Here is a 20,191-nt window from a genome sequence, read left to right as displayed (position 1 = left end):
AATAACCGGAGCGTAACACGTGTTGGAGGATAATAAACCGGGTCATATCGATCAAATAAAAAAAATTAACGCTGGGGTGGTTTATCGCCTCATCGACCAATACGGACCAATATCCCGCATTGAGCTGTCAAAAAAGGCCCAGCTGGCACCCGCAAGCATTACTAAAATCGTGCGTGAATTAGTTGATGCGGAATTAGTTAAGGAAACCGAATTTCAGGAAATCTCCAGTCGGGGACGCCCGGCGACCGGATTGGTTCTTGATACAGGTAACTGGCACTATCTGGCTTTACGTATCGGTAATGGTGAAATAATTCTTGCGTTACGTGACCTCAGTAGTCGATGCATCATTGAAGAAATTCAGCCGCTGGTGCTTGATGATGTTCGCCCGCTGCAGTTTCTAATCGCCGAGCAAATCGATGCCTTTTTTTTCCGCAACCAGGACAAGCTGGAGCGACTGATGGCGATTGCCATTACCGCTCCCGGTATGGTTAACGGCCGCCTCGGGGTAATTCATCGGATGCCGTTTTACAAGGTTAAGGATCTGGCTCTGGGCCCTTTTTTAACCGCCCGGATGGGGCTGCCGGTTTATCTGGCACACGAGATTTATGGCTGGACGCTGGCCGAAGCCCTGTTTGGTGCTGCGCGTGGTGCACGTGATGTCATCCATCTGGTAATCGACGATAATGTCGGTGTCGGTATTATAACCGATGGGCGTATTCTCCATCGTGGCACCTCTTCCCTGGCGGAGATCGGTCATACGCAGATCATGCCGCAGGGCCATCAGTGCTATTGCGGCAATCGCGGCTGCCTTGAGACTCTGGTCAGTATCCCCAATTTGCTGGAGCGTGCCGCTGAAGGCATGGCGCGCGATCCCTCTTCCTCGCTACATCTTCAACCGTTAAACTTAGACGCGCTATGCCATGCGGCGAAAAATAACGATTTGCTAACTCAGGCGTTGATTCTTGACGCTGGAGAAAGTGTAGGTCGACTGCTGGCGATTATGGTGAATATTTTTCATCCACAAAAAATACTAATTGGTTCACCACTCAATCAGGTCTCTTCATTACTTTATCCGGTAATCAGCGACGCAATCATGCAGCAGTCGTTACCGGCTTACAGCGCAAAGTTGATTCTTGAAGCATCGCAGATTACAGGTCGGGGGACGTTACCCGGCGCTGCTCTGATTAAAGATGCATTATTTGAAGGTTCGCTGCTAATACAGTTATTACAAGGCTGAGTTTTCCACGTTAACATTGCGCTAACGCAATCTGCATTACTTCTATTTTGCTTATAATTTTCATCTGACCGGTTAGCCGGTTTACATAGGGGTGGGGCATTCGGGGGAACGAGGATGAAAAGGGTATTTGTAACGGGGACTGACAGCGCGATTGGTAAAACCGTTACTTGCTGTGCACTTATGCAAAAGCTCTCCTCTCAGGGTAAGCGAGTTGTGGGGTATAAGCCTATTGGTCGTAATAGTTTGCAAACACCCGAGGGTTTACGTAACCCTGACGCACTGGTTCTTCAGACTGCTTCAACGCTGAAGACAACCTATGAAGCAATTAACCCACTGGCTTACGAGGATGATGAAGTTAGCGCACAGCGCGGCGCGCCGGTTAACTACGCTGCACTGAGTGAGGGACTGGCCGCGCTTTCATCACAGGCTGATACGGTTATTATTGAGGGTACCGGCGGTTGGCGTAATTTGTTAAGCGATCTGCGTCCGCTTTCGGAGTGGGTGGTACAGGAACAGCTGCCAGTAATTATGGTGGTTGGCATTCAGAGCGGATGTATTAGCCATGCGCTGTTGACCTCTCAGGCCATTCTGGCGGATGGTTTGCCGTTAGTAGGCTGGGTAGCTAATCGTATCAATCCAGGATTGGCGCACTACGCTGAAATTATCGACGTGCTGAGTGAGAAACTTTCCGCACCGTTGCTGGGTGAAATACCCTATTTACCAAGGCCTGAAAAACGCGCGTTGGCGGATTATCTTTGTGGCATGTAATGATTGAAAAGCGGACGTCCCTGTCCGCTACGGCGTCTGGTATTGTTTGTAGACAGGCCCTGTGATGGCGTGTTTTGATGAGCTGATAAAAGTTCCGGACGCAGCTTTACTCCAATCAGGCCACTCCTTAGAACGAATGCGTCAAATTTATCATTGTCTAACTGTCTCAATCGCTGAGAGTGACTGACGCACTGGCCCATTTTCCTTGTATCGGTTTAACCAGGAGGAACCAGATATTCATGTAAATATTTTGGACGCGGTAAAGACATGGTCGCCTACACGCTGCTGTGTAACCACATCCCGATCAACGGTCATCTGATAGGCACAAACGAGTACGAAGGCCATCATGTCTTTGATATCTGGTACCGCAACACCTCAGTAATGAAACCCACAGCCATTACCGGAGACATGCACAGCATCAATAAAGCCAACTTTGCGATCCTGCACTGGTTTGGGGTTCGCTCTGAACCGCATTTCACCGACCTGAATAAGCAGTTGAAGAAGCTGTATTTTACCTGGGAGCGATCGGCCTATAAAAAATGGCTGATTCAGCCCGTTGAGCAGATTAATCAGGACCTTATCATCCGCAAAAAAATAATGTCGATCGTATTGTCGCTACGTTGGGACTGAAGGAGATGACGCAGGGAACGCTGATATGCAAGCTATGTACGTACACAACAACCAATCCGACAAGACAGGCTATATTTGAATATGACCGGCTGGTTCGCAGCATTTACACACTGAAGTATCTGCGTGATCCGCAACTGGAACGCAATATCCGGCGCTCCCAGAACCGGATTAAATCTTATAACCAGCTACGCGCGGCAGTCTCCAAAATTGGCGGAAAGAAAGAGTTGAGCGGGAAAAATGATCTTGAAACGGAAATCAGTAACCAGTGCGGGCGGTTGATCTCCAACGCAATCGTTCGTTACAACTCTGCAATCCTGTTGCAATTACTGGAACGACTGGAAGCGGAAGGCAATGCCAAGGGAATTGAGGCTTTGGCCAGGATATCACCGGAAGCCTGGCAGCACATTTTGTTGAGCGGGCATTATATCTTTCATAGTAGCAATGAAATCATGGACCTGGATGCACTGATTGCTGGTCTGAAACTGGGGTAACAGAAATTTCGGCGGTTCCGGCATAGAACCCCTTTAAACATAAATCGCAGTTGATGAAGCGACATCGGATAAACGATTTTTACAGGTGCCCTCCAAAACTCGGCATGCTGTAAGAAGCACTAAACCAAGTTTTCACTTATCAGGCCGGGTAATAGCAGCGATTCCAACAAGTAAATCAGCATGCACATGCATCCTGAATTTAATGCGTTTCCGTACCGGATAAAGTAAAGCGCGAATCGGATTCAACGCCGGAGCTGCTAAAATCTCCGATCTGGGATTTTTTAGAACCTGAAGGGATTAATGGATGGCACACAAAATACCCGAGTTTTACAGATGATCTTCCGGACTATCTTCATCAGCGAGTGTTGGTTTGTGATCATTCAAATGAAATTGACATCTTTTCAAATATGGCAATTAACAAAGCAATGACGATAGTGATGCTGAATTATAATCTGTTGCAACGTCTTCCTGACTTTCATGATCCCGTTCAGCAAATGATATCGCCCGCGCAGCGAGCATTTTAAGTCGTCGATGTCCTGCAACTGGTCACGCTGTAGGTAGTCAGTTCACCTCACTGGACGTTTCTTTCACAACGTTGTTTGCCGTGGTCTGTATACTGCTTGCAAGAATGCTATACAGCCAGAAAATTGCCTGAAATGAGTGGGGACGTTAAAACGTCCCCGGATGTTATTGTGCAGGAGAGTCCTGACTGGTGCCGGCATTAGCCGGAACGCTGGAGCCCCTTTCACTATTGTTTCGTTTATAAACGATTTTTTGCGTGTCATTATCACAGTGTCCGACGACCTGACCACCGGCCCGATCGGCCTGATCATTTGGCACTATATCAAGAGTGAAGTCATTTTCCGGCACGCCGTTTTTAATGATTTTTTGGGAAATTTCATTTTTTAAAGATTCGCAGGAAGCCTGCGCAAACAGAGGGGCAGCTATCAATAGGCCGGTCAATAATAATGTGTTCTTTCTCATTGTTCTCATCCTTTAGTAAAAAGACCCTGACTGACATTAGTTTCATAAAACTGTTCGTTTTATGCAACTTCAGGGCGTTACGGGGCGACCCGTTCGACGATCCAGACAACGCATGGTTTTGGGTTCCCAATAAGCGTTGACGTTCAGGCTGCTTTCACAAGCTTCGCGTTTATCAAGGCCATTGGCCGCCTTATCGAACTGTTTTTCTACCCTTTGGTTAATTTTATTGCGCAGATTGCGTGTAGCATCCCACTGTTCTTTTTGTTCGCGGGCTTCTTCACGAATCAATGGGTTACCGTTACTGTCCAGAATTATGTGCTGAGTCTCAGCCTTTGCCATCTGACTGAGCGAAAGAACGCCCGCAAAAAGGGTTAGCAGCATTAAAAATGGTATAACAACTTTCACCGAAGTATTCATCTTACTGATTCCTATGTTTGCACCGGCATAGTATATCATTTGGGCCTTTATAGCCCAATGTTACCAGCAATTGGTTAAAACAGGAGAGAGGTTAATGGTATGGTGAAAATCACACTGCTATTTTTTCTAACGGCGCTGGCGGAAATTACCGGCTGTTTCCTTCCCTGGCTGTGGCTCAAAAAAGGAGCCAGTGGCTGGCTCTTATTACCGGCATTGGCCAGTCTTACACTGTTTGTCTGGCTGCTGACGCTTCATCCTGCGGCGAGCGGAAGAGTATACGCCGCCTACGGCGGTGTATACGTTGTTACGGCTTTAATTTGGCTGCGGTTGGTTGATGGCGTGAAACTTAGCCATTGGGACTGGCTTGGCGGCATGGTAGCGCTGGGCGGTATGTTGATTGTCGTTGCCGGTTGGGGCAGCAAATAAAACCGGTGGATAACCTCAAACTCCGTTCCACGGTATAAACTCAGCCCTTATGCACCTTCATTCCTGCAGTGGTCTGCGCCACCGGCATCATTTCGAGCGTATTAATATTGACATGCGCGGGAAGCGTTGCCACCCACCACACAGCCTCAGTGACGTCGTCAGCTGTCAGAGGGGTGGTATTTTCATACAGGCCGCTGGCTTTAGCATCATCACCTTTATAGCGCACATTAGAAAACTCGGTACCACCAACCAGACCCGGCTCAATATTCGTCACTCGTAGCGCCGTGCCGTGAAGATCGGTGCGTAGGTTTAGGCTGAACTGGCGCACAAATGCTTTGGTGGCACCATAGACGTTACCGCCCGGATAGGGCCAGTTACCGGCAGTGGAACCGATGTTAATAATATGACCGCGATTGCGTTCGACCATTCCTGGAAGCAGAGCGCGGGTCATGTATATCAGCCCCTTGTTATTGGTGTCGATCATATCCTCCCAGTCTTCAATTCTGGCCTTGTGTGCGGGTTCGACGCCGAGCGCCAACCCGGCATTATTTACCAGCACGTCAGGTGCCCGCCACCCCTGCGGCAGGCTGGCCAGCGCGTGCTCAATTTCCGCCCGGTTACGTATATCAAGCTGTAAGGGGTGCAGATTAGCACCGAGTTCACTTTTAAGCTCTTCAAGCCTTGACAGACGGCGGCCCGCAGCGATGACTTTATGACCCTGTGCGATGAAACGTCGGGTAATGCTTCGGCCAAATCCGGCGGTGGCACCTGTAACAAATACAATCATTGTGCTAATCCTCAGCGAGAACATGTTTACTATACGTCACCTTACCATGACGCTTTTTACCTGTCCCCGCACAATAGCTGAACAGGTAACAATAAGCCTGCAGCAAGGGTCAGTGACTTTTATATAGCAAGGATATCTATGGAACTTACTTTGACGCGTCGGCGCTTTCTCTGTGCCGCCGCACTGTTGCCCATCACGGCGGGGTTAGCCCCTCAGCTCCAGGCCGCTCGCGTCCGCAATCTTCATCTGCAGTTGGCAACGCTTGAGAAACGGTATAACGGCCGTCTGGGAATGACGCTACTCGATACGGCAAGCGGTCATAAACTGCAGTATCGTGGCAACGAACGCTTTCCAATGTGCAGCACCTCAAAGACTCTGCTCGCGGCAGTGGTGCTGAATCTCAGTTTGCAACAGCCGGGTCTGCTCGAACGACGTATCTACTGGGATACGTCAGAGCGGCTATCCTGGATGCCCGTCACAGAGAAGCATTATGAGAGCGGAATGACGGTAAATGAATTGTGCCAGGCTATGCTCCAGTATAGTGATAATCTTGCCGCAAACCTGATGTTGAAACTGGTTAACGGACCTGCCGCCGTTACCACGCTGGCACGGTCACTTGGTGACAATGTAACCCGCCTCGACCGAACTGAGCCTGCTCTTAACAGTGCGATCCCTGGTGATAAGCGTGATACAACGACGCCGCTGGCGATGGCAAGTGATCTGCAAAAACTGGCTTTTGGCAACGGATTGCCCCATCGGGAGCAGCAGCTATGGATTCGCTGGCTGAAAGGCAATACCACCGGTAAGCAGTCGATTGCCGCCGGTGTCCCTGCGGTCTGGAAGGTCGGTGATAAAACTGGCAGTGGCGATTATGGCACGACCAACGACGTCGCCCTCTTATGGCCGCCTCAGCGTCAACCCCTGGTGTTAACGGTCTATTTTACCCAGCCGGATAAAACGGCGGCGTCGAACAGGACGGTGCTTGCTGAAACCGCGCGACTGACGCTGGCGACGTGGCGTTAAAGCTTGCGGCTAGCTTGTAGAGTCATACCCGTGTTTTTGGCCATTTAGTGTCGCAGCGGAAAGACGTAATGAGCGGCGCGATAAGATAAGACAAGGTCACCTGCCACCGAACATTCGTCGGGGCAGGTCTTTTAGTTGAAGGCGTAGCTCAGCGTTGCTCCGATACCATAATTACGGCCTGGTGCGGATTCGTAATAGCGGCCATTCGTTTCATTGACGATCACTGAACCGATATAGTTGCGATCAAACAGGTTATCTACCCGACCGAATACATCAAGCAGCCAATTTCCCTGCCTGAATTTATAGCCGCTATTCAAGCCAACTGTGGCGTATGAAGGTGCGCTAACGCTGTTTTCATCATCGGCGGCAATATTACTCATATAGTGTAAATCCGCCCCGGCATACCAACCGCTTTCCGGCTGATACCCCAGCGACACGTAAGCCATGTTGCGCGCAATGCCTGGAATACGGTTACCGTTGCAATTTTCAGTGCTACAAACATTGCTACGATAGCGAGCATCAAGCAGCGTCAGGGCCATTCCCAAACGCCAGTCATAGGCAAACTGCTGATCGAAGCCTGCTTCCAGGCCGCGTCGCCGGGTTTGACCGGCATTTTTATAGCTGGTACGGCCATTGAGGCTACCGGCAGAGACGATCTCATTCTGACTGTTGGTCTCAAACAGCGCCAGGCTGAGCAGGCCGAAACCAATGCGTGTCTTGCTACCCAGTTCATAGGTAGTGCTGGTCGAAGGTTTCAGACCAAAATTATTGCCGCCGTTGCTATTGTAGGAACGTTCGTTAAGTGTTGGCGTCTCAACTCCGCGACCGCTTGAAGCATACATATTCCAACTATCAGTAATGGCATATTTCAGCGAGCCGACCGGTAGCCATTGATGGAAGCTGCTGCTATAACTGTCATCACCATTGGTGCCGACAATATAGTTATCGTGGGAATCAACGTTTACCGTGGTATAGCGCAAACCAGCATCCAGCGTCAGGCGGTCGGTCAGCTGCCAGCTGCTTTGCAGATAAGGGTCGAGATTCCACACCAGATTACGTTCGTTGCGGCGTAAATTGCCTTTATCGCCATAGTGATAGCTGCCGTTGCTGAAGGTGAAGTTTTCGTAACCTTTACGTCGCTCGGTCATGGTTTCATAATCCAGTCCGATTGTTACAGCGACAGGCACGTCGGCGACAGTATCTCTGTGGGTCCAGCGCGTATCTATACCCTGAAAGTGGCGGGTCAGATTGATAACACCACCGGGATGATCAGCGGATCTGCGTTGGGTCGCGGCAGGAATTGACTGGTACTGGGTCGTTTCACGGATCCCCGTGTAAAGCATTACGCTGAGGTCATCATTTTTCGACATCTGATGCTGATAACGTAACCCGCCTTGAGTCTGACTAACGGTTTTGCGCGTATTGTACTGCGTGACAATCGGCGCCACCTGACGCGGATTTTGCTGCCACTGCTCTCGGGTTAATCCACCGGGATCCTGTGCGGTGATATCCACGCTGTTAAACAGCAGCGTCATCGTACTGACATCGTCAATACGAATGCCCAATTTAGCATTGCCGAGGTTTTTTTGCGCCGCACTGTGTTCACGCCAGCCGTGTGTGGTGAAACGGCTGGCTGAAATCAGATAATTAACGTCGCCGGCATGAGTACCGTCGCCAACAGCGCCGCTGGCTTTCACGCTGTTGCGCCAGCTGCCATAGCTACCGTAGTAGCTACTATATTCCAGTAATGGCGGCAGATGTCCGGTTTCAGTAGTTACATTCACGACGCCACCGGCGGAGTTGCCGTACAGTGCCGAAAACGGGCCGCGAAGGATCTCTACGCGATCGACCGAATTTAGATCGATATTCGACGTCTGTCCCTGGCCATCCGGCATAGTCGCTGGAATACCGTCAACGTAAATACGGACACCCCTCACGCCAAAGGTGGAGCGTGCGCCGAAACCACGGACTGACAGCTGAAGATCCTGGGCATAATTTTGTCGGTTTTGAATTTGCAGTCCGGGTACAGCGCTTAATCCTTCCGACAGGTTGATGCGAGGCGCAGCATGGCGCAAATCCTTGCCATCAACCATGCTGATCGCCGCTGGAGTATCCAGCTCGGAGGGCGCGCCCGGTGCAGCAGTAACTACCATGGTTTGCTGAGGATCTTTGTTCTGTTGGTCTGCGGCGTAAACCTGGAGAGAGGGGCAGGTTAGGGTGGCAGAGAGCAGCACCAGCGGACCCGTGGCCTTTTTAGGCAATCGCATATTCATGTGTTATCCGTGAGTAAAAAGTTACCATCCTTAATAAAAAGGCGCTCAGGATAACGTTTTATGTCAACTTTTGAAAAAATTTTGTAACCACATCCAACAAAAATTAACCTTAAGGCAGGTGTTAATGCTCTTCGTGCCGGCCAGATTCAGCAGAGAAAGCCTGTCGGTGCGCCATGATTCCGGTGATGTTATTTTCCAGCCACTCAGCCAGCAGAGCGACGCGCGTTTCGGCTTCGCACCCCAGCGGAGTCAAATAGTACTCAACGTGCGGTGGAACCACATCATGAGCGATACGAACAATAAAACCGTCCTCCTCCATATGACGTAGTGTTTGCGCCAGCATCCTTTCACTGACACCGCCGATGCGACGACGCAATGCGCTGAAACGTAAGGTTTCCTGCTTCAGGGCGATCAGTACCAGCAGGCTCCAGCGTCCAAGAAGTCGTTTAAGTATGTCGCGAGAGGGGCAGTCGGCGTTAAGCAAATCGCCTTTTTTTATCTTGAGATCTAATGAGTTAGTCATGATTAGCCTTTTTTTGATACTAACATAGCTGTAAGTAATTACTTTTCGTAAGTATAGCGTTTAACCTGTTCGGGTGAGAAGCATGACGTTAAGCTTGCGTCGCCTGCCAACGTTAAATGAAAGGGGTAATTATGTTTGCGATAACAGGTGCAACTGGCCAACTTGGCCGCCTGGTGATTGAGGTGATGCTTAAAAGTGTTGCTGCAAAAGAGATTGTTGCAGTGGCTCGCTCGCCAGATAAAGCCGCTGATCTGGCTGCTCGTGGCCTGATAGTGCGTCAGGGGAACTACGCGCAGCCGACAACCCTTGATGAGGCTTTTATCGGCGTCGAAAAATTGCTGCTCATTTCTTCCAGCGAAGTTGGACAGCGGGACGCACAGCATCAGGCAGTGATTAACGCGGCACGACACGCCGGGGTAAAATTGATTGCTTACACCAGTTTGCTGCATGCCGATTGTTCTCCGATCGGGCTGGCTGTTGAGCATCGAGCAACGGAAGCCGCGTTAAAAGCGTCGGGAATCCCTTTCGTGATACTGCGTAATGGCTGGTATAGCGAAAACTATGCTGCCAGCATTGCGTCTGCGATTGAACAGGGCATATTTTTCGGTGCGGCAGGCGAAGGGCGGATCGCTTCCGCTACGCGTCAGGACTATGCCGAAGCCGCCGCCGCGGTGCTAATCAAAGAAAATCAGGCGGGTAAAATTTATGAACTGGCAGGGGACAATGCCTATACTCTGACCGAGTTTTCCCGGCAAATAAGCGCCAGCAGCGGCAAGCCGGTCAGTTATCAAAATCTGAGTGAGGCCGACTTCGTCTCGCTGCTCAAAGAAGCTGGCCTGCCTGATGATCTGGCTTCCATGCTGGCAGACGCCGATTATAGCGCGTCTAAGCAGAGCTTATTTGATGACAGCCATACTCTGAGTCGCCTTATCGGCCGATCGACCACGCCCTGGCAGCAGACGATAGAAATGAGCATCAAGCATTTATGATGCGCATCGATTAGTCGTGCAAATGGATATCAGGCTGGTTTGTTTTCTGTAGCTAGCCTCCTGTGCATATGGATATGAAATTTGCTTTCCGGCGTTCAATTTGCAACGCCTGCGTAAGCGGCGGTAGAGAGGAAAGTCGCGCCCTGGCCTCCACCACGGAGTCTGCCCGCCGTTGATTTCCGTGGCGCTAACCCGGGCGATTAAAAAGAGCTGGAAAATACCGGTTGATAGCAGCTGGAGAGGACTTTTCACTCTTCAGCCGCTATGATCAGAGCAGGAATTCAACCGGTAAGGAGTACAGCGGTGGGCGTTAAACTGATCGCGGTGGATATGGACGGCACCTTTTTACGTGATAACAAAACCTACGATACTGAACGCTTCGCCCGCCAGTTTGCGCAGATGCAGGCGCTGGGGATCCGTTTTGTGGTAGCCAGTGGCAATCAATATTATCAGCTGCGATCCTTTTTTCCTGATATCCATCCAGAAATCGCTTTTGTGGCTGAGAATGGAGCCTGTGTTATTGATCAGCAACAGCCGGTGTTTGTTGCCGGAATGCCGCGTCAGGAGTGGGAGAAATGCCTGGCCGTGCTTGATCGCTATGATTTTATCAAAATCATCATCTGCGGTTTCCAGAGCGCCTATATACGCCGCCCTTTAGACGAGCGTTTTTTTAAAAGTATGTCGCGCTTTTATCACCGCTTACAGGTGATTGAACATCAGGATTCAATTAAAGACACCGTGTTTAAGTTTGCGCTTAATATTGATGACGACCAGTTTGATAACTTTATGCTCACTATTAACGACGAAACGGAAGGCTTGCTAACCCCAGTCTCCAGTGGTCATGGGTCTGCGGATCTGATCATATCGGGTATGCATAAAGCCAACGGTTTGCGTATTTTGCAGCAGCAGTGGGGAATTACTGATGAAGAAATTGTCGCCTTTGGCGATGGGGGTAACGATCACGAGATGCTCGATAAAGCCGGCTGGGGTTTTGTGATGCAGAACGCCCCGGATAAAATGCGCATGCCTGGACGTCTTGCTGCGGGTCATAACAATAAGGATGGAGTATTGGATATGATTGATAATATTCTGTATGGCAGGACGCCATTCAATCATTAACTCTCAGACGCACGACGTAAAAATGAGGGCAACCAGTCAAGGTAATGTCGTACGGATTTCTCAGACACTGACATTGTTTTACGCTGTGACCATAGCATAAAGATTTCAGAGAGATTGATGTAATGACGTGGTATTACGGCATGCTGGTCTGACATTGATGCTACGTAACAGTCATACCTGCAGCCGGTATTAAGCCTTAAAACGTCAGCGGCATGTCCGAAATAAGGCGCCTTACGGCGCCCAAATAATCATTTCATGGTAAAGCTGTAATTGCCTTTTGTTTTATGGCCGTCAGTTGAAAGCACATGCCAGTTTACCTGATAAGCACCTGCTGCCAGCGGGGCGATTAACGGCAAAACTATCTGCTGACGATTACGCTTACTCACTAACGCCTTACCCGTGGGAACGACTGCGCCCTGGCTATCCTTGAGGATAACATCGCTGAAAGCCGGTTCCAGTCCTTCTGTGAAGGTTAGCGTGAGTTGTTTTAGTGACGTTGTCACCTCAGCGTTTGCTGCCGGTTCCGAAGATTTCAGATGGGCATGCGCCTGTGCCTGCTGCATGGTAGCCAGCAGTGAAAGAACGGTGGCGACCGACAAAAAGGTGTTCCTGATAGAGGTTTTCATCATCGTGCTCCTGGGTAATTGTTGTTCATCATGACGCATTGTAACCAAAAGGTTGGCAGCATGATAACATGGGTGGAGGATTAAAAAGGGGGTTGCCTGCTATGATCAACGTGCGGCTACCTATCGGTAACCCGCCATCATGCTCCAACGTTAATTGATACTAAGGATCCTGCCCATGCCACATATCGAACTATCATTCTTTCCTCGTGATCTTAATGAAGAGCAGCAGCAAGCGCTGGCCTCTGACCTGTGCGAGGCGGTGAAAAAGCACTTTGGTTCTCGTGATGCGTCATTATCGGTTGCTCTGCATGCCGTTGAAAAGGAAAACTGGAAAGCGCAGATTTACGATCGGCGTATCAAGCCAGAGCTGGACCAACTGGCTAAAAAGCCTGGTTACGAAATGTAGTTTCTTTTGCCGCCGCTATTTATTCCCGCGCACCGACGCGGGTTTTTTATGCCTTTTAACCGCTGAGCTGTTGTTTCCCTAAGGATGCACAAGATTGGTATTTTGGGGTCAGAGTCCCTGATGACGGGGGCTATTTAATCTATAACAGGGCCTCTGACTATCGCAACCGCCAATAAGGATGAGAGGCTTACTTGGTTTCAGTACCGCTGGATCGTCTGAGCTATTCATGTACCCGCAGCTGTGGATAACGTTGAAAGATAAACAGGCACCAGCCGAAGGCAATAGCGCCAATCAGCCCACCGGCATAGCCCACTTGCGACATGCTAAAGTGCAGACTGATCTGATTGCCCAGCAGAGCACCGCCGCCAATGCCGATGTTATAGATACCGGATAGTAATGACATGGCAACGTCGGTGGCATCCGGAGCTAACTCCAGCACGCGAACCTGTACCGCCAGCCCCATAATCATCACGGCCATTCCCCATACTATACTTAGCAGAGCAATAGCCAGCATGTGCGGAGCAGCCAGCCACAATAAAAGCATAGAGGTGGATATAATCGCCAGCGCAGCCATCAGGAGAATGGCCGTAAAGCGATTTCCCAGCATGCTGAAGAGGATGCTACCGAGAATCCCAGCCGCGCCAAATAGCAATAGTAAAAAGGTGGTGCCGTTGCCAGTAACGTTCGCCACCACCTCCATAAAGGGCTCAATGTAGCTGTAAGCGGTATAGTGGGCGGTAACTGCCAGCGCGATAAGCAGGTACAACGCCATCAGCGCCGGGCGGCGAAACAGCAGCGGCAGGCTTTTTAACGAACCTGTATGTTCGCTCGGTAGCTTAGGCAGCAGGCGCATCAGGCAAATCAATGTCACTAGCGCAGCGATGCCGATAACGCCGAAGGTACTTCGCCAGCCAAGATATTGACCAATAACACGTCCCAGAGGTAAACCCAGTACCATAGCCAGAGCAGTACCCGTAGCCAGCATGCTTAACGCCTGAGTCTTTTTGCCGGGAGGGGCAACGCGAATTGCCAGCGAGGCAGTAATTGACCAGAACACAGAATGCGCGAGAGCGATACCGATACGCGATATCACCAACACATTAAAATTCCATGCAATGGTGGAAAGCGCGTGGCTTAGAATAAACAGGATAAATATAGCGGCTAACAGCAGTCGACGTTCGACGTTACGCGTGAGTAGCATCATTGGCAGCGACATAATCGCTACTATCCACGCGTATATAGTTATCATGAGGCCAACTTCAGCCGTTTTCATCGACCATGTTCCGGCAATATCAGATAGCAGACCCACGGGAGCAAATTCGGTTGTATTAAAAATAAAGGCGGCGATAGCCATCATGATGACACGTAGCCATGCCGTTTGGCGTGAAACGGTGGTAGAAGTCGCTTCCATGTAATAAGAGCTCGCTTTCAGATAATTGCAGAGATAAACCGGGAAAAACAACGATTCGTTATATTGTGATTGATTCGCTATGAGGTCAAATCAAAACTCATTGGAATTCACAAAACCCCATAATGTAAACAACATCACCAGCTTTATTTGAGCAATCAGGATACGAGTGAGTTTTTGCGGGATTATTTCTGCATAGACTACAGAATAAACATAACGAGTTCATTTTTATTCTTCAGAATGGCAGGAACCTGTCTGTGGATGTACAAAACAATAACATTACAACCACGTAACTGTTGATCAGCGTGAAGGTTGCCCGCTTTTGGGTGCGCGGTTTGTGCCTTTGTTAACGTAATAAATTTCTTATTATCAGTCACCTATCGCAATTAGCCACACAGTGCCAGTAATCAACTTCAAAGAGCATTAACGTTCTGCTATATTAGCTGTCAACTATGTTTATACCTGAATGATTTTTAACGCTTTTTATGATCAGAGATTCCGATCAGGAATTTAGAAAAGCAAGGATATCATCATGCTTGATTTGCGCTTTCCTACAGCTTTACAAATAGTGCTTTGTGTGGCGATGTCAGATCGGGAAGGTCGTCGCAGTACCAGTAAAACGCTTGCTATGGGGTTGGAAGTCAACCCGAGCTTTGTGCGCAAATTAATGGTGCCGTTAACTCGCGAGGGCATAATTATATCTACTTTAGGCCGCAGCGGAACGATTCATCTGGGGCGGCCTCCGGAAGATATTACGCTGTGCGATATCTACACTTCAGTAATAGAGGATAAGCCTTTGCTGCCGCAGCGCCCCGAAGTCAAAGCTCGTTGCGTCGTCTCAGCCAATACCTGCTGGTTTTTTAAAGAGCTGGCATTTGAAGCCGAGCAGGCCTCCATGAAAGTGCTGAAAAGTAAAACCGTTGCTGACGCTTTGCGCGAAATTTGTGAGCGTGACAGACGTAATACCGAAGACGCGAATACGCTGGTTTGCCGCCCCTAAAAGTGAATGGGGCCGTATATTAAAAAACCATGTCGAAACGGCATGGTTTTTTAATATACGGCCAGTGACGCTTCCCGGTGGGGCCTGTGCAACGCGAAACCCACGGTACGGCGCATACGTTAATCTCTGCGTAACAGTGCGTATTCTGGTTTATTGCCTGTCCTTCAATCCATTCACCTGTACGATTTATTCGCCGACTCGTTACCCCGGATCAAGATGATGCGCCGTTTCGAATTATTTTATTGGCTGATGAATATGTTACGTCAAATGAACATGCCGATAAAACCACGCTAACTTCTCGATTATTGGTGTGGGATATTCATTAGCTGAGGTGTGTAAAGAAAAAAATACCGATAGATTAAAAAGTATTTTTTACACTTGCATTTAAGTTAGAGCTACTCTAGCATTAATAAATGCTCTAGTTATAGTTACTTTTTACAGTTCACTCGGATAGAGATGTTTGCATCAGAGTAACAACAGAACAGAGAAGGGGAAGCCTGATGAATCATGATGATTTTATTGACGATCTCGTAAAATGGATAGAGGGTCATATTGAAGGAAAAATGGATTTGGATTGCGTCGCTAAACGAGCGGGTTATTCGAAATGGCATTTGCAGCGAATGTTCAAGCAACATACTGGCCGTTCGCTGGGTGAATACATTCGTGCTCGCCGCCTGAAAAAATCTGCGGAACGCCTCGCAAAAGGCGGTGAGCCTATTCTTGACGTTGCAATCTCATTTGGATTTGATTCACAGCAGTCTTTTAATCGTAGTTTTAAGCGCCAGTTTGGTCAGACGCCGGGGTCGTGGCGTCGTCAGGTACAGGTAAGTACCAGCCAGGCTAACTAATTATCGCGGGCCACCAGGCTCGCCGTTTTCCTCTGTACTCAAGCCTTCAGCCTCGTTGTATACTGCCCCATATTCCTCTGTTTTTGTCATTTTCGACAGGAGTCGACATGGAAATGGGAAACACCCGGCAGCAACATTACATTCAGCTCGCCAGTTATACTCTGATTGCTCTGGCGTTATTTCTTCTCTTTCCTCTGCGGCTGTTACCCTGTTTTCTGGCCGGTTTTATTGTCTATCAGATTATTGTCGCGTTGACTCCGTGGGTGCAGCGACTGGTGAAAGGTCAGGCGGCGCGTTGGGTCATCATTCTGACTCTGAGCATGCTGATCATCCTCGGTCTCATCACCGCTATCAGCAAAATCATGGGTTTTTTCCTGCATGATTTTCAGAGTGTTCAGGCCTTTCATGCAACCGCCAGCAAGCTGCTCAATGATGCGCAAAGTACACTTTCACCATTGATCGTACGCTATCTGCCTTCCGATATCGACGAACTGCAATCTCAGCTCATCGGATGGCTGCGCGAGCATCTGGTGGTGGTGCAGAGTTTAGGTAAGACGGTGGCGCATACGATAGCGACCATGCTGATTGGTATGCTGCTCGGCGCCATTATCTCACTGCGTACCGCATTGCGCGATGATAATGCCGCGCGACCACTGAAAAGAGCCTTATTAGATCGACTTTCGATACTGGCGACGTCATTTCAAAACGTGGTTTTTGCGCAGATTAAAGTTTCTCTGGTTAATACTATTCTTACCGGCATTTTTCTGTTTGGCGTGCTGCCGCTTTTTGGCCTGCACTTTCCCTTTGGTAAAACCATCGTAGTATTGACGTTTCTTGCCGGGTTGCTACCCATTATTGGCAACCTGATTTCCAATACGGTTATTGTATTGATCGGCCTGTCTATTTCACTTGAGGCGGCCGTGATAGCGCTGACTTTTCTGGTTCTGGTTCATAAGCTGGAATACTTTATTAACGCCCGAATCTTCGGCACCCGCATCAACGCAAAAACCTGGGAAATACTGCTGGCGATGCTGATTTTCGAATCGGCATTTGGACTTGTCGGTGTGGTTGCCGCGCCACTTTATTATGCTTATTTGAAAAGTGAACTGCGGTCTGCCGGTCTCATTTAGGGAACTTCCGATCTGGTAACGTTCAGGTTAACCCTGTGTAAGTGGCAAAGGAGAACTGATGGCCGGTGCACGACGCCAGTTATCAGTGCGCCAGACAAAACCAGAAAAGCCCTCTCGTAAAATTTCTGCTAGTGATAAATGAATACTATTCATTAACGCTATCTTTTTTTGCACTCTAAACACCTCTCCCAACGTGCATTATGCTTTTGCTCTGTCACGCTGGAGGAGACCTATATGCGAACAGTTCTACTGAATAACGGAATCGAAATGCCCTTGCTGGGCTTTGGCGTATTTCAGATGACAGATGTTGCTGAGTGCGAACGTGCTGTGCTGGAGGCCATCGGGGTAGGTTACCGGCTGATTGATACCGCCGCGTCTTATCAGAATGAAACTCAGGTTGGGAATGCATTAAAGCGCAGCGGTGTTGCACGTAACCAACTCTTTATCACAACAAAACTCTGGCTCCAGGGCGCCAGTTATGAGGGTGCAAAGGAACAGTTCGAGCGCTCCCTGAACCGTTTGCAGCTTGATTATGTTGATCTCTATCTGATTCATCAGCCTTACGGTGATGTCCACGGTGCATGGCGTGCGATGGAGGAGCTGTACCGCGCGGGCAGAATTCGCGCTATCGGCGTCAGTAACTTCTATCCTGACCGGCTTGCAGACCTGATGGCGTTTAACACGGTGGTCCCCGCCGTCAACCAGATTGAAGTTAATCCTTTTAATCAGCAGCTGCACGCCACACCGTGGATGCAAAGCCGGGGTATACAACCCGAAGCCTGGGCCCCATTTGCTGAAGGCAGAAATGATTTTTTCCAGCATCCCGTATTAGCTTCCATCGGTGATAAATACGCTAAAAGTATTGGTCAGGTCGTCCTTCGCTGGATTTATCAGCGCGGTATGGTTTCGCTGGCAAAATCAGTCAGAAAAGAACGAATGGAAGAAAATATCACTATTCTCGACTTTGAACTGAGTGCTGACGACATATTGCGGATTTCCGCGCTTGATACCGCGACCAGCGCTTTCTTCTCGCATCGTGACCCTGCCATGGTGGAGTGGCTTACGGGTCGTCAACTCGACGTTTGATATCACACGACAAAGGGTTCTATTTATGCAAACTCGTTATCTTGGCCGCGCCGGACTTAACGTCTCCTCGCTGGGTTTAGGGTGTATGGGACTGAGTTACGGATATGGCCCGGCCACGGATACCCGTCAAGCCGTTGAGCTTATCCGTGACGCAGTGGAGCGCGGCGTAACCTTCTTTGACACAGCCGAAGTCTATGGTCCGTATCTGAATGAAGAGGTTGTCGGTCAAGCTCTGAAGCCGTTTCGTGACCGGATGGTGATCGCCACCAAGTTCGGCTTTGACTTTGGCGAAGACAATAACCAGCAGGTTTTAAACAGCCGTCCTGAACATATCCGCAAAGCGGTGGAAGGATCGCTGCGCCGTCTCAATACCGATGTGATTGATCTGCTGTACCAGCATCGCGTTGATCCGGACGTACCGATTGAGGACGTCGCTGGCACAGTGAAAGAGCTGATTGCCGAAGGTAAAGTGAAGCACTTCGGGCTGTCTGAAGCGGGTGCCGGGACGATTCGTCGTGCGCATGCCGTACAGCCGGTTACGGCGTTACAAAGTGAATACTCCCTCTGGTGGCGTGAGCCTGAGAAAGAGATCCTGCCGCTGCTGGAGGAGCTGGGAATTGGCTTTGTGCCGTTCAGTCCATTAGGTAAAGGCTTTCTGACGGGAGCGATCACCGCTGAAACTGTGTTCGGTGCGCAAGATTTCCGGAGCAAAGTACCCCGTTTTACGGCAGAAGCGATTGAGGCCAATGAACAACTGATCGTGGTGTTAGGAGAGCTTGCCAGGGAAAAAGGGGTGACTCCCGCACAAATCGCCCTGGCCTGGTTGCTGGCACAAAAACCCTGGATTGTGCCCATTCCGGGAACCACGAAGCTACATCGTCTGGAAGAAAATCTGGCGTCGACAGAGATTAGTCTGACTGCCGAAGAATCAGGCAAAATTACCCGTTCCCTGGATGCAATAAAAATTGTGGGTGAACGCTATCCCGCAGCGCTTCAGGCTCGGGTAGGACGTTAATATCTGGCGAAAGCTGGTGGTTCTTTCGCCAGCTTTTTGGTATCGATCGGTCTCCAGGCCGGATTCTTTGCCAGCCTTGCTGGTAAGGTTTCAGCCTGGCGTGGTAAGACGTAGCGCTTCAATCAGCAATGCAAAGGCCGGTGGATGTTGTCTGCGGCTGGGATAATAGAGATGATACCCGGCAAAGGACGGACTCCATGAATCCAGCACCCTGATCAGCCTGCCGGTGCGGATGTGCTCCACGACCGTATCTTCTGGTATACAGGCAATACCAAATCCTTCCAGCGCAGCATCTACACGCTCGGTTAACTGGTTGAGGATGAGCTGTCCTTCAACCTTTACCCGCAATGGTTTTCCTCCATTATCAAATTCCCAGTGATAAACGCCCCCCGCCGTGGGTAATCGCATATTGATGCAGCAGTGATTTTGTAAATCATAGGGTGTTTGTGGTATGCCTGACTGATTGAAATAGTCAGGTGATGCCGCCGTGATCATCTTCATATCGGGGCCAATCTTAACGGCTATCATGTCTTTTTCCACGCTTTCACCTAACCGTACACCTGCATCAAAACCGCCCCGAACAATATCAACAAAGCCATTTTCTGCCACCAACTCAAGGTGAATGTCCGGATAGTCGCGCAAAAATGGTTTCAGTTTCGGCCATAAGAGGCTATGTATTGCATGCTCACCGGCAGAAAGTCGGATATTGCCCGACGCGATCCCGTTCATCTGGACAATATTTCCCAATTCAAGCTCCAGTTCAGCAAGTCTTGGCTCAAGACAGGCAAGAATGCGCTCGCCGGCTTCCGTGGGGGCTACGCTGCGGGTGGTACGAGTTAACAACCGTAAGTTCATCCGCGCCTCCAGTGCCTTGACGGCATGGCTCAGCGCTGACTGTGAAACCCCCAGTTTCGCTGCTGCTTTAGTAAAACTGCGCTCTCTGGCGATCGCCAGAAAAAATTGCAACTCATTAAAATTCTCTTTCAGCATGCGATTTCCTGACCC

The 20,191-nt window shown here is 49.6% G+C and carries 20 protein-coding genes and 1 pseudogene; 13 read left to right on the top strand and 8 right to left on the bottom strand.

The features are described from left to right. Positions 1-19: 19 nt before the first annotated feature. The 3 genes and pseudogenes from mlc to BM191_RS03325 all read left to right on the top strand — a co-directional run. Positions 20-1,237 (top strand): sugar metabolism global transcriptional regulator Mlc, encoded by a 1,218-nt coding sequence (gene mlc, locus BM191_RS03335; RefSeq protein ID WP_092875082.1) that lies wholly within the window; start codon positions 20-22, stop codon positions 1,235-1,237. Positions 1,238-1,351: 114 nt separating this feature from the next. Continuing rightward, positions 1,352-2,005 carry a dethiobiotin synthase gene (bioD, locus tag BM191_RS03330; protein WP_092875080.1) on the top strand — a complete coding sequence of 218 codons (654 nt, stop codon included), beginning with the start codon at positions 1,352-1,354 and terminating at the stop codon, positions 2,003-2,005. 231 nt (positions 2,006-2,236) lie between these two features. Beyond that, positions 2,237-3,126, top strand: a pseudogene (locus BM191_RS03325) (Tn3 family transposase); the annotation flags it as partial. A gap of 687 nt (positions 3,127-3,813) precedes the next feature. On the opposite strand, the gene BM191_RS03320 reads toward BM191_RS03325, so the two are convergent. Beyond that, positions 3,814-4,110, bottom strand: a complete 297-nt coding sequence (locus tag BM191_RS03320) for a DUF1161 domain-containing protein (protein WP_092875078.1) — start codon at positions 4,108-4,110, stop codon at positions 3,814-3,816. A gap of 69 nt (positions 4,111-4,179) precedes the next feature. Continuing rightward, a complete protein-coding gene (locus tag BM191_RS03315) occupies positions 4,180-4,527 on the bottom strand; it encodes a DUF1283 family protein (protein ID WP_092875076.1) in 348 nt (115 codons plus the stop codon). A 99-nt stretch (positions 4,528-4,626) separates the two neighbouring features. Between BM191_RS03315 and BM191_RS03310 the strand changes: the two genes are divergently transcribed. Continuing rightward, entirely contained in the window at positions 4,627-4,953 is a 327-nt protein-coding gene (locus BM191_RS03310; RefSeq protein WP_092875074.1) for a YnfA family protein, read from the top strand. A 40-nt stretch (positions 4,954-4,993) separates the two neighbouring features. Here the strand turns inward: BM191_RS03310 and ydfG are convergent, their stop codons facing one another. Then, positions 4,994-5,740, bottom strand: a complete 747-nt coding sequence (ydfG, locus tag BM191_RS03305; protein WP_092875072.1) for a bifunctional NADP-dependent 3-hydroxy acid dehydrogenase/3-hydroxypropionate dehydrogenase YdfG — start codon at positions 5,738-5,740, stop codon at positions 4,994-4,996. Between the two features lie 138 nt (positions 5,741-5,878). Here ydfG and bla point away from each other — a divergent pair, with 138 nt between their 5' ends. After that, positions 5,879-6,763 (top strand): class A beta-lactamase, encoded by an 885-nt coding sequence (gene bla / locus BM191_RS03300; RefSeq protein ID WP_092875070.1) that lies wholly within the window; start codon positions 5,879-5,881, stop codon positions 6,761-6,763. A 131-nt stretch (positions 6,764-6,894) separates the two neighbouring features. Here bla and pqqU read toward each other — a convergent pair whose 3' ends face one another. Next, complete coding sequence (pqqU, locus tag BM191_RS03295; RefSeq protein ID WP_092875068.1) at positions 6,895-9,036, bottom strand: TonB-dependent receptor PqqU; 2,142 nt, start codon at positions 9,034-9,036, stop codon at positions 6,895-6,897. A 121-nt stretch (positions 9,037-9,157) separates the two neighbouring features. Then, complete coding sequence (locus BM191_RS03290; RefSeq protein ID WP_092875066.1) at positions 9,158-9,559, bottom strand: winged helix-turn-helix transcriptional regulator; 402 nt, start codon at positions 9,557-9,559, stop codon at positions 9,158-9,160. A 131-nt stretch (positions 9,560-9,690) separates the two neighbouring features. Between BM191_RS03290 and BM191_RS03285 the strand changes: the two genes are divergently transcribed. Both BM191_RS03285 and BM191_RS03280 read left to right on the top strand, forming a co-directional pair. Beyond that, positions 9,691-10,548: an SDR family oxidoreductase gene (locus tag BM191_RS03285; protein WP_092875064.1), complete on the top strand. Its 858-nt coding sequence runs from the start codon at positions 9,691-9,693 to the stop codon at positions 10,546-10,548. A 303-nt stretch (positions 10,549-10,851) separates the two neighbouring features. Further along, a complete protein-coding gene (locus tag BM191_RS03280; RefSeq protein WP_092875062.1) occupies positions 10,852-11,667 on the top strand; it encodes a Cof-type HAD-IIB family hydrolase in 816 nt (271 codons plus the stop codon). Between the two features lie 248 nt (positions 11,668-11,915). On the opposite strand, the gene copC is transcribed toward BM191_RS03280, so the two are convergent. Beyond that, positions 11,916-12,293: a copper homeostasis periplasmic binding protein CopC gene (gene copC / locus BM191_RS03275; protein WP_092875060.1), complete on the bottom strand. Its 378-nt coding sequence runs from the start codon at positions 12,291-12,293 to the stop codon at positions 11,916-11,918. A gap of 175 nt (positions 12,294-12,468) precedes the next feature. Between copC and pptA the strand changes: the two genes are divergently transcribed. After that, positions 12,469-12,699: a tautomerase PptA gene (gene pptA / locus BM191_RS03270; protein ID WP_092875058.1), complete on the top strand. Its 231-nt coding sequence runs from the start codon at positions 12,469-12,471 to the stop codon at positions 12,697-12,699. Positions 12,700-12,919: 220 nt separating this feature from the next. Here pptA and BM191_RS03265 read toward each other — a convergent pair whose 3' ends face one another. After that, complete coding sequence (locus BM191_RS03265) at positions 12,920-14,110, bottom strand: sugar transporter (protein WP_092875056.1); 1,191 nt, start codon at positions 14,108-14,110, stop codon at positions 12,920-12,922. A gap of 529 nt (positions 14,111-14,639) precedes the next feature. Here BM191_RS03265 and BM191_RS03260 point away from each other — a divergent pair. The 5 genes from BM191_RS03260 (at position 14,640) to BM191_RS03240 (ending at position 19,186) form a co-directional block, all read left to right on the top strand. Then, on the top strand, positions 14,640-15,107 hold the full coding sequence (locus tag BM191_RS03260; RefSeq protein ID WP_092875054.1) for an RrF2 family transcriptional regulator: 468 nt from the start codon (positions 14,640-14,642) through the stop codon (positions 15,105-15,107). A gap of 500 nt (positions 15,108-15,607) precedes the next feature. Beyond that, the gene (locus tag BM191_RS03255; RefSeq protein WP_092875052.1) at positions 15,608-15,955 is read left to right on the top strand and encodes a helix-turn-helix domain-containing protein; all 348 of its coding nucleotides are present in this window, start codon (positions 15,608-15,610) and stop codon (positions 15,953-15,955) included. A 107-nt stretch (positions 15,956-16,062) separates the two neighbouring features. Continuing rightward, positions 16,063-17,085, top strand: a complete 1,023-nt coding sequence (locus BM191_RS03250) for an AI-2E family transporter (RefSeq protein WP_092875050.1) — start codon at positions 16,063-16,065, stop codon at positions 17,083-17,085. Positions 17,086-17,319: 234 nt separating this feature from the next. Further along, positions 17,320-18,171: an aldo/keto reductase gene (locus tag BM191_RS03245; protein ID WP_092875048.1), complete on the top strand. Its 852-nt coding sequence runs from the start codon at positions 17,320-17,322 to the stop codon at positions 18,169-18,171. Positions 18,172-18,196: 25 nt separating this feature from the next. Further along, complete coding sequence (locus BM191_RS03240; protein ID WP_092875046.1) at positions 18,197-19,186, top strand: aldo/keto reductase; 990 nt, start codon at positions 18,197-18,199, stop codon at positions 19,184-19,186. A gap of 90 nt (positions 19,187-19,276) precedes the next feature. Here the strand turns inward: BM191_RS03240 and BM191_RS03235 are convergent, their stop codons facing one another. Then, positions 19,277-20,176: a LysR family transcriptional regulator gene (locus BM191_RS03235; protein WP_092875044.1), complete on the bottom strand. Its 900-nt coding sequence runs from the start codon at positions 20,174-20,176 to the stop codon at positions 19,277-19,279. Positions 20,177-20,191 lie beyond the last annotated feature (15 nt).

Origin of the sequence: Izhakiella capsodis (genome assembly GCF_900115045.1) — a bacterium.
Taxonomy (GTDB): domain Bacteria; phylum Pseudomonadota; class Gammaproteobacteria; order Enterobacterales; family Enterobacteriaceae; genus Izhakiella; species Izhakiella capsodis.
Note: the sequence above shows the minus strand (reverse complement) of the source record. Positions and strands in the feature narration are given on the sequence as shown.

What these genes read in the sequence shown, in the direction of transcription:
- copC (WP_092875060.1), bottom strand. Translation starts at nt 12,293, where the DNA reads ATGAAAACCTCTATCAGGAACACCTTTTTGTCGGTCGCCACCGTTCTT.
- BM191_RS03240 (WP_092875046.1), top strand. Translation starts at nt 18,197, where the DNA reads ATGCAAACTCGTTATCTTGGCCGCGCCGGACTTAACGTCTCCTCGCTG.
- ydfG (WP_092875072.1), bottom strand. Translation starts at nt 5,740, where the DNA reads ATGATTGTATTTGTTACAGGTGCCACCGCCGGATTTGGCCGAAGCATT.
- BM191_RS03265 (WP_092875056.1), bottom strand. Translation starts at nt 14,110, where the DNA reads ATGGAAGCGACTTCTACCACCGTTTCACGCCAAACGGCATGGCTACGT.
- BM191_RS03290 (WP_092875066.1), bottom strand. Translation starts at nt 9,559, where the DNA reads ATGACTAACTCATTAGATCTCAAGATAAAAAAAGGCGATTTGCTTAAC.
- BM191_RS03255 (WP_092875052.1), top strand. Translation starts at nt 15,608, where the DNA reads ATGAATCATGATGATTTTATTGACGATCTCGTAAAATGGATAGAGGGT.
- BM191_RS03235 (WP_092875044.1), bottom strand. Translation starts at nt 20,176, where the DNA reads ATGCTGAAAGAGAATTTTAATGAGTTGCAATTTTTTCTGGCGATCGCC.
- BM191_RS03315 (WP_092875076.1), bottom strand. Translation starts at nt 4,527, where the DNA reads ATGAATACTTCGGTGAAAGTTGTTATACCATTTTTAATGCTGCTAACC.
- BM191_RS03250 (WP_092875050.1), top strand. Translation starts at nt 16,063, where the DNA reads ATGGAAATGGGAAACACCCGGCAGCAACATTACATTCAGCTCGCCAGT.
- pptA (WP_092875058.1), top strand. Translation starts at nt 12,469, where the DNA reads ATGCCACATATCGAACTATCATTCTTTCCTCGTGATCTTAATGAAGAG.
- BM191_RS03245 (WP_092875048.1), top strand. Translation starts at nt 17,320, where the DNA reads ATGCGAACAGTTCTACTGAATAACGGAATCGAAATGCCCTTGCTGGGC.
- BM191_RS03320 (WP_092875078.1), bottom strand. Translation starts at nt 4,110, where the DNA reads ATGAGAAAGAACACATTATTATTGACCGGCCTATTGATAGCTGCCCCT.
- pqqU (WP_092875068.1), bottom strand. Translation starts at nt 9,036, where the DNA reads ATGAATATGCGATTGCCTAAAAAGGCCACGGGTCCGCTGGTGCTGCTC.
- bioD (WP_092875080.1), top strand. Translation starts at nt 1,352, where the DNA reads ATGAAAAGGGTATTTGTAACGGGGACTGACAGCGCGATTGGTAAAACC.
- bla (WP_092875070.1), top strand. Translation starts at nt 5,879, where the DNA reads ATGGAACTTACTTTGACGCGTCGGCGCTTTCTCTGTGCCGCCGCACTG.
- BM191_RS03310 (WP_092875074.1), top strand. Translation starts at nt 4,627, where the DNA reads ATGGTGAAAATCACACTGCTATTTTTTCTAACGGCGCTGGCGGAAATT.
- BM191_RS03260 (WP_092875054.1), top strand. Translation starts at nt 14,640, where the DNA reads ATGCTTGATTTGCGCTTTCCTACAGCTTTACAAATAGTGCTTTGTGTG.
- BM191_RS03285 (WP_092875064.1), top strand. Translation starts at nt 9,691, where the DNA reads ATGTTTGCGATAACAGGTGCAACTGGCCAACTTGGCCGCCTGGTGATT.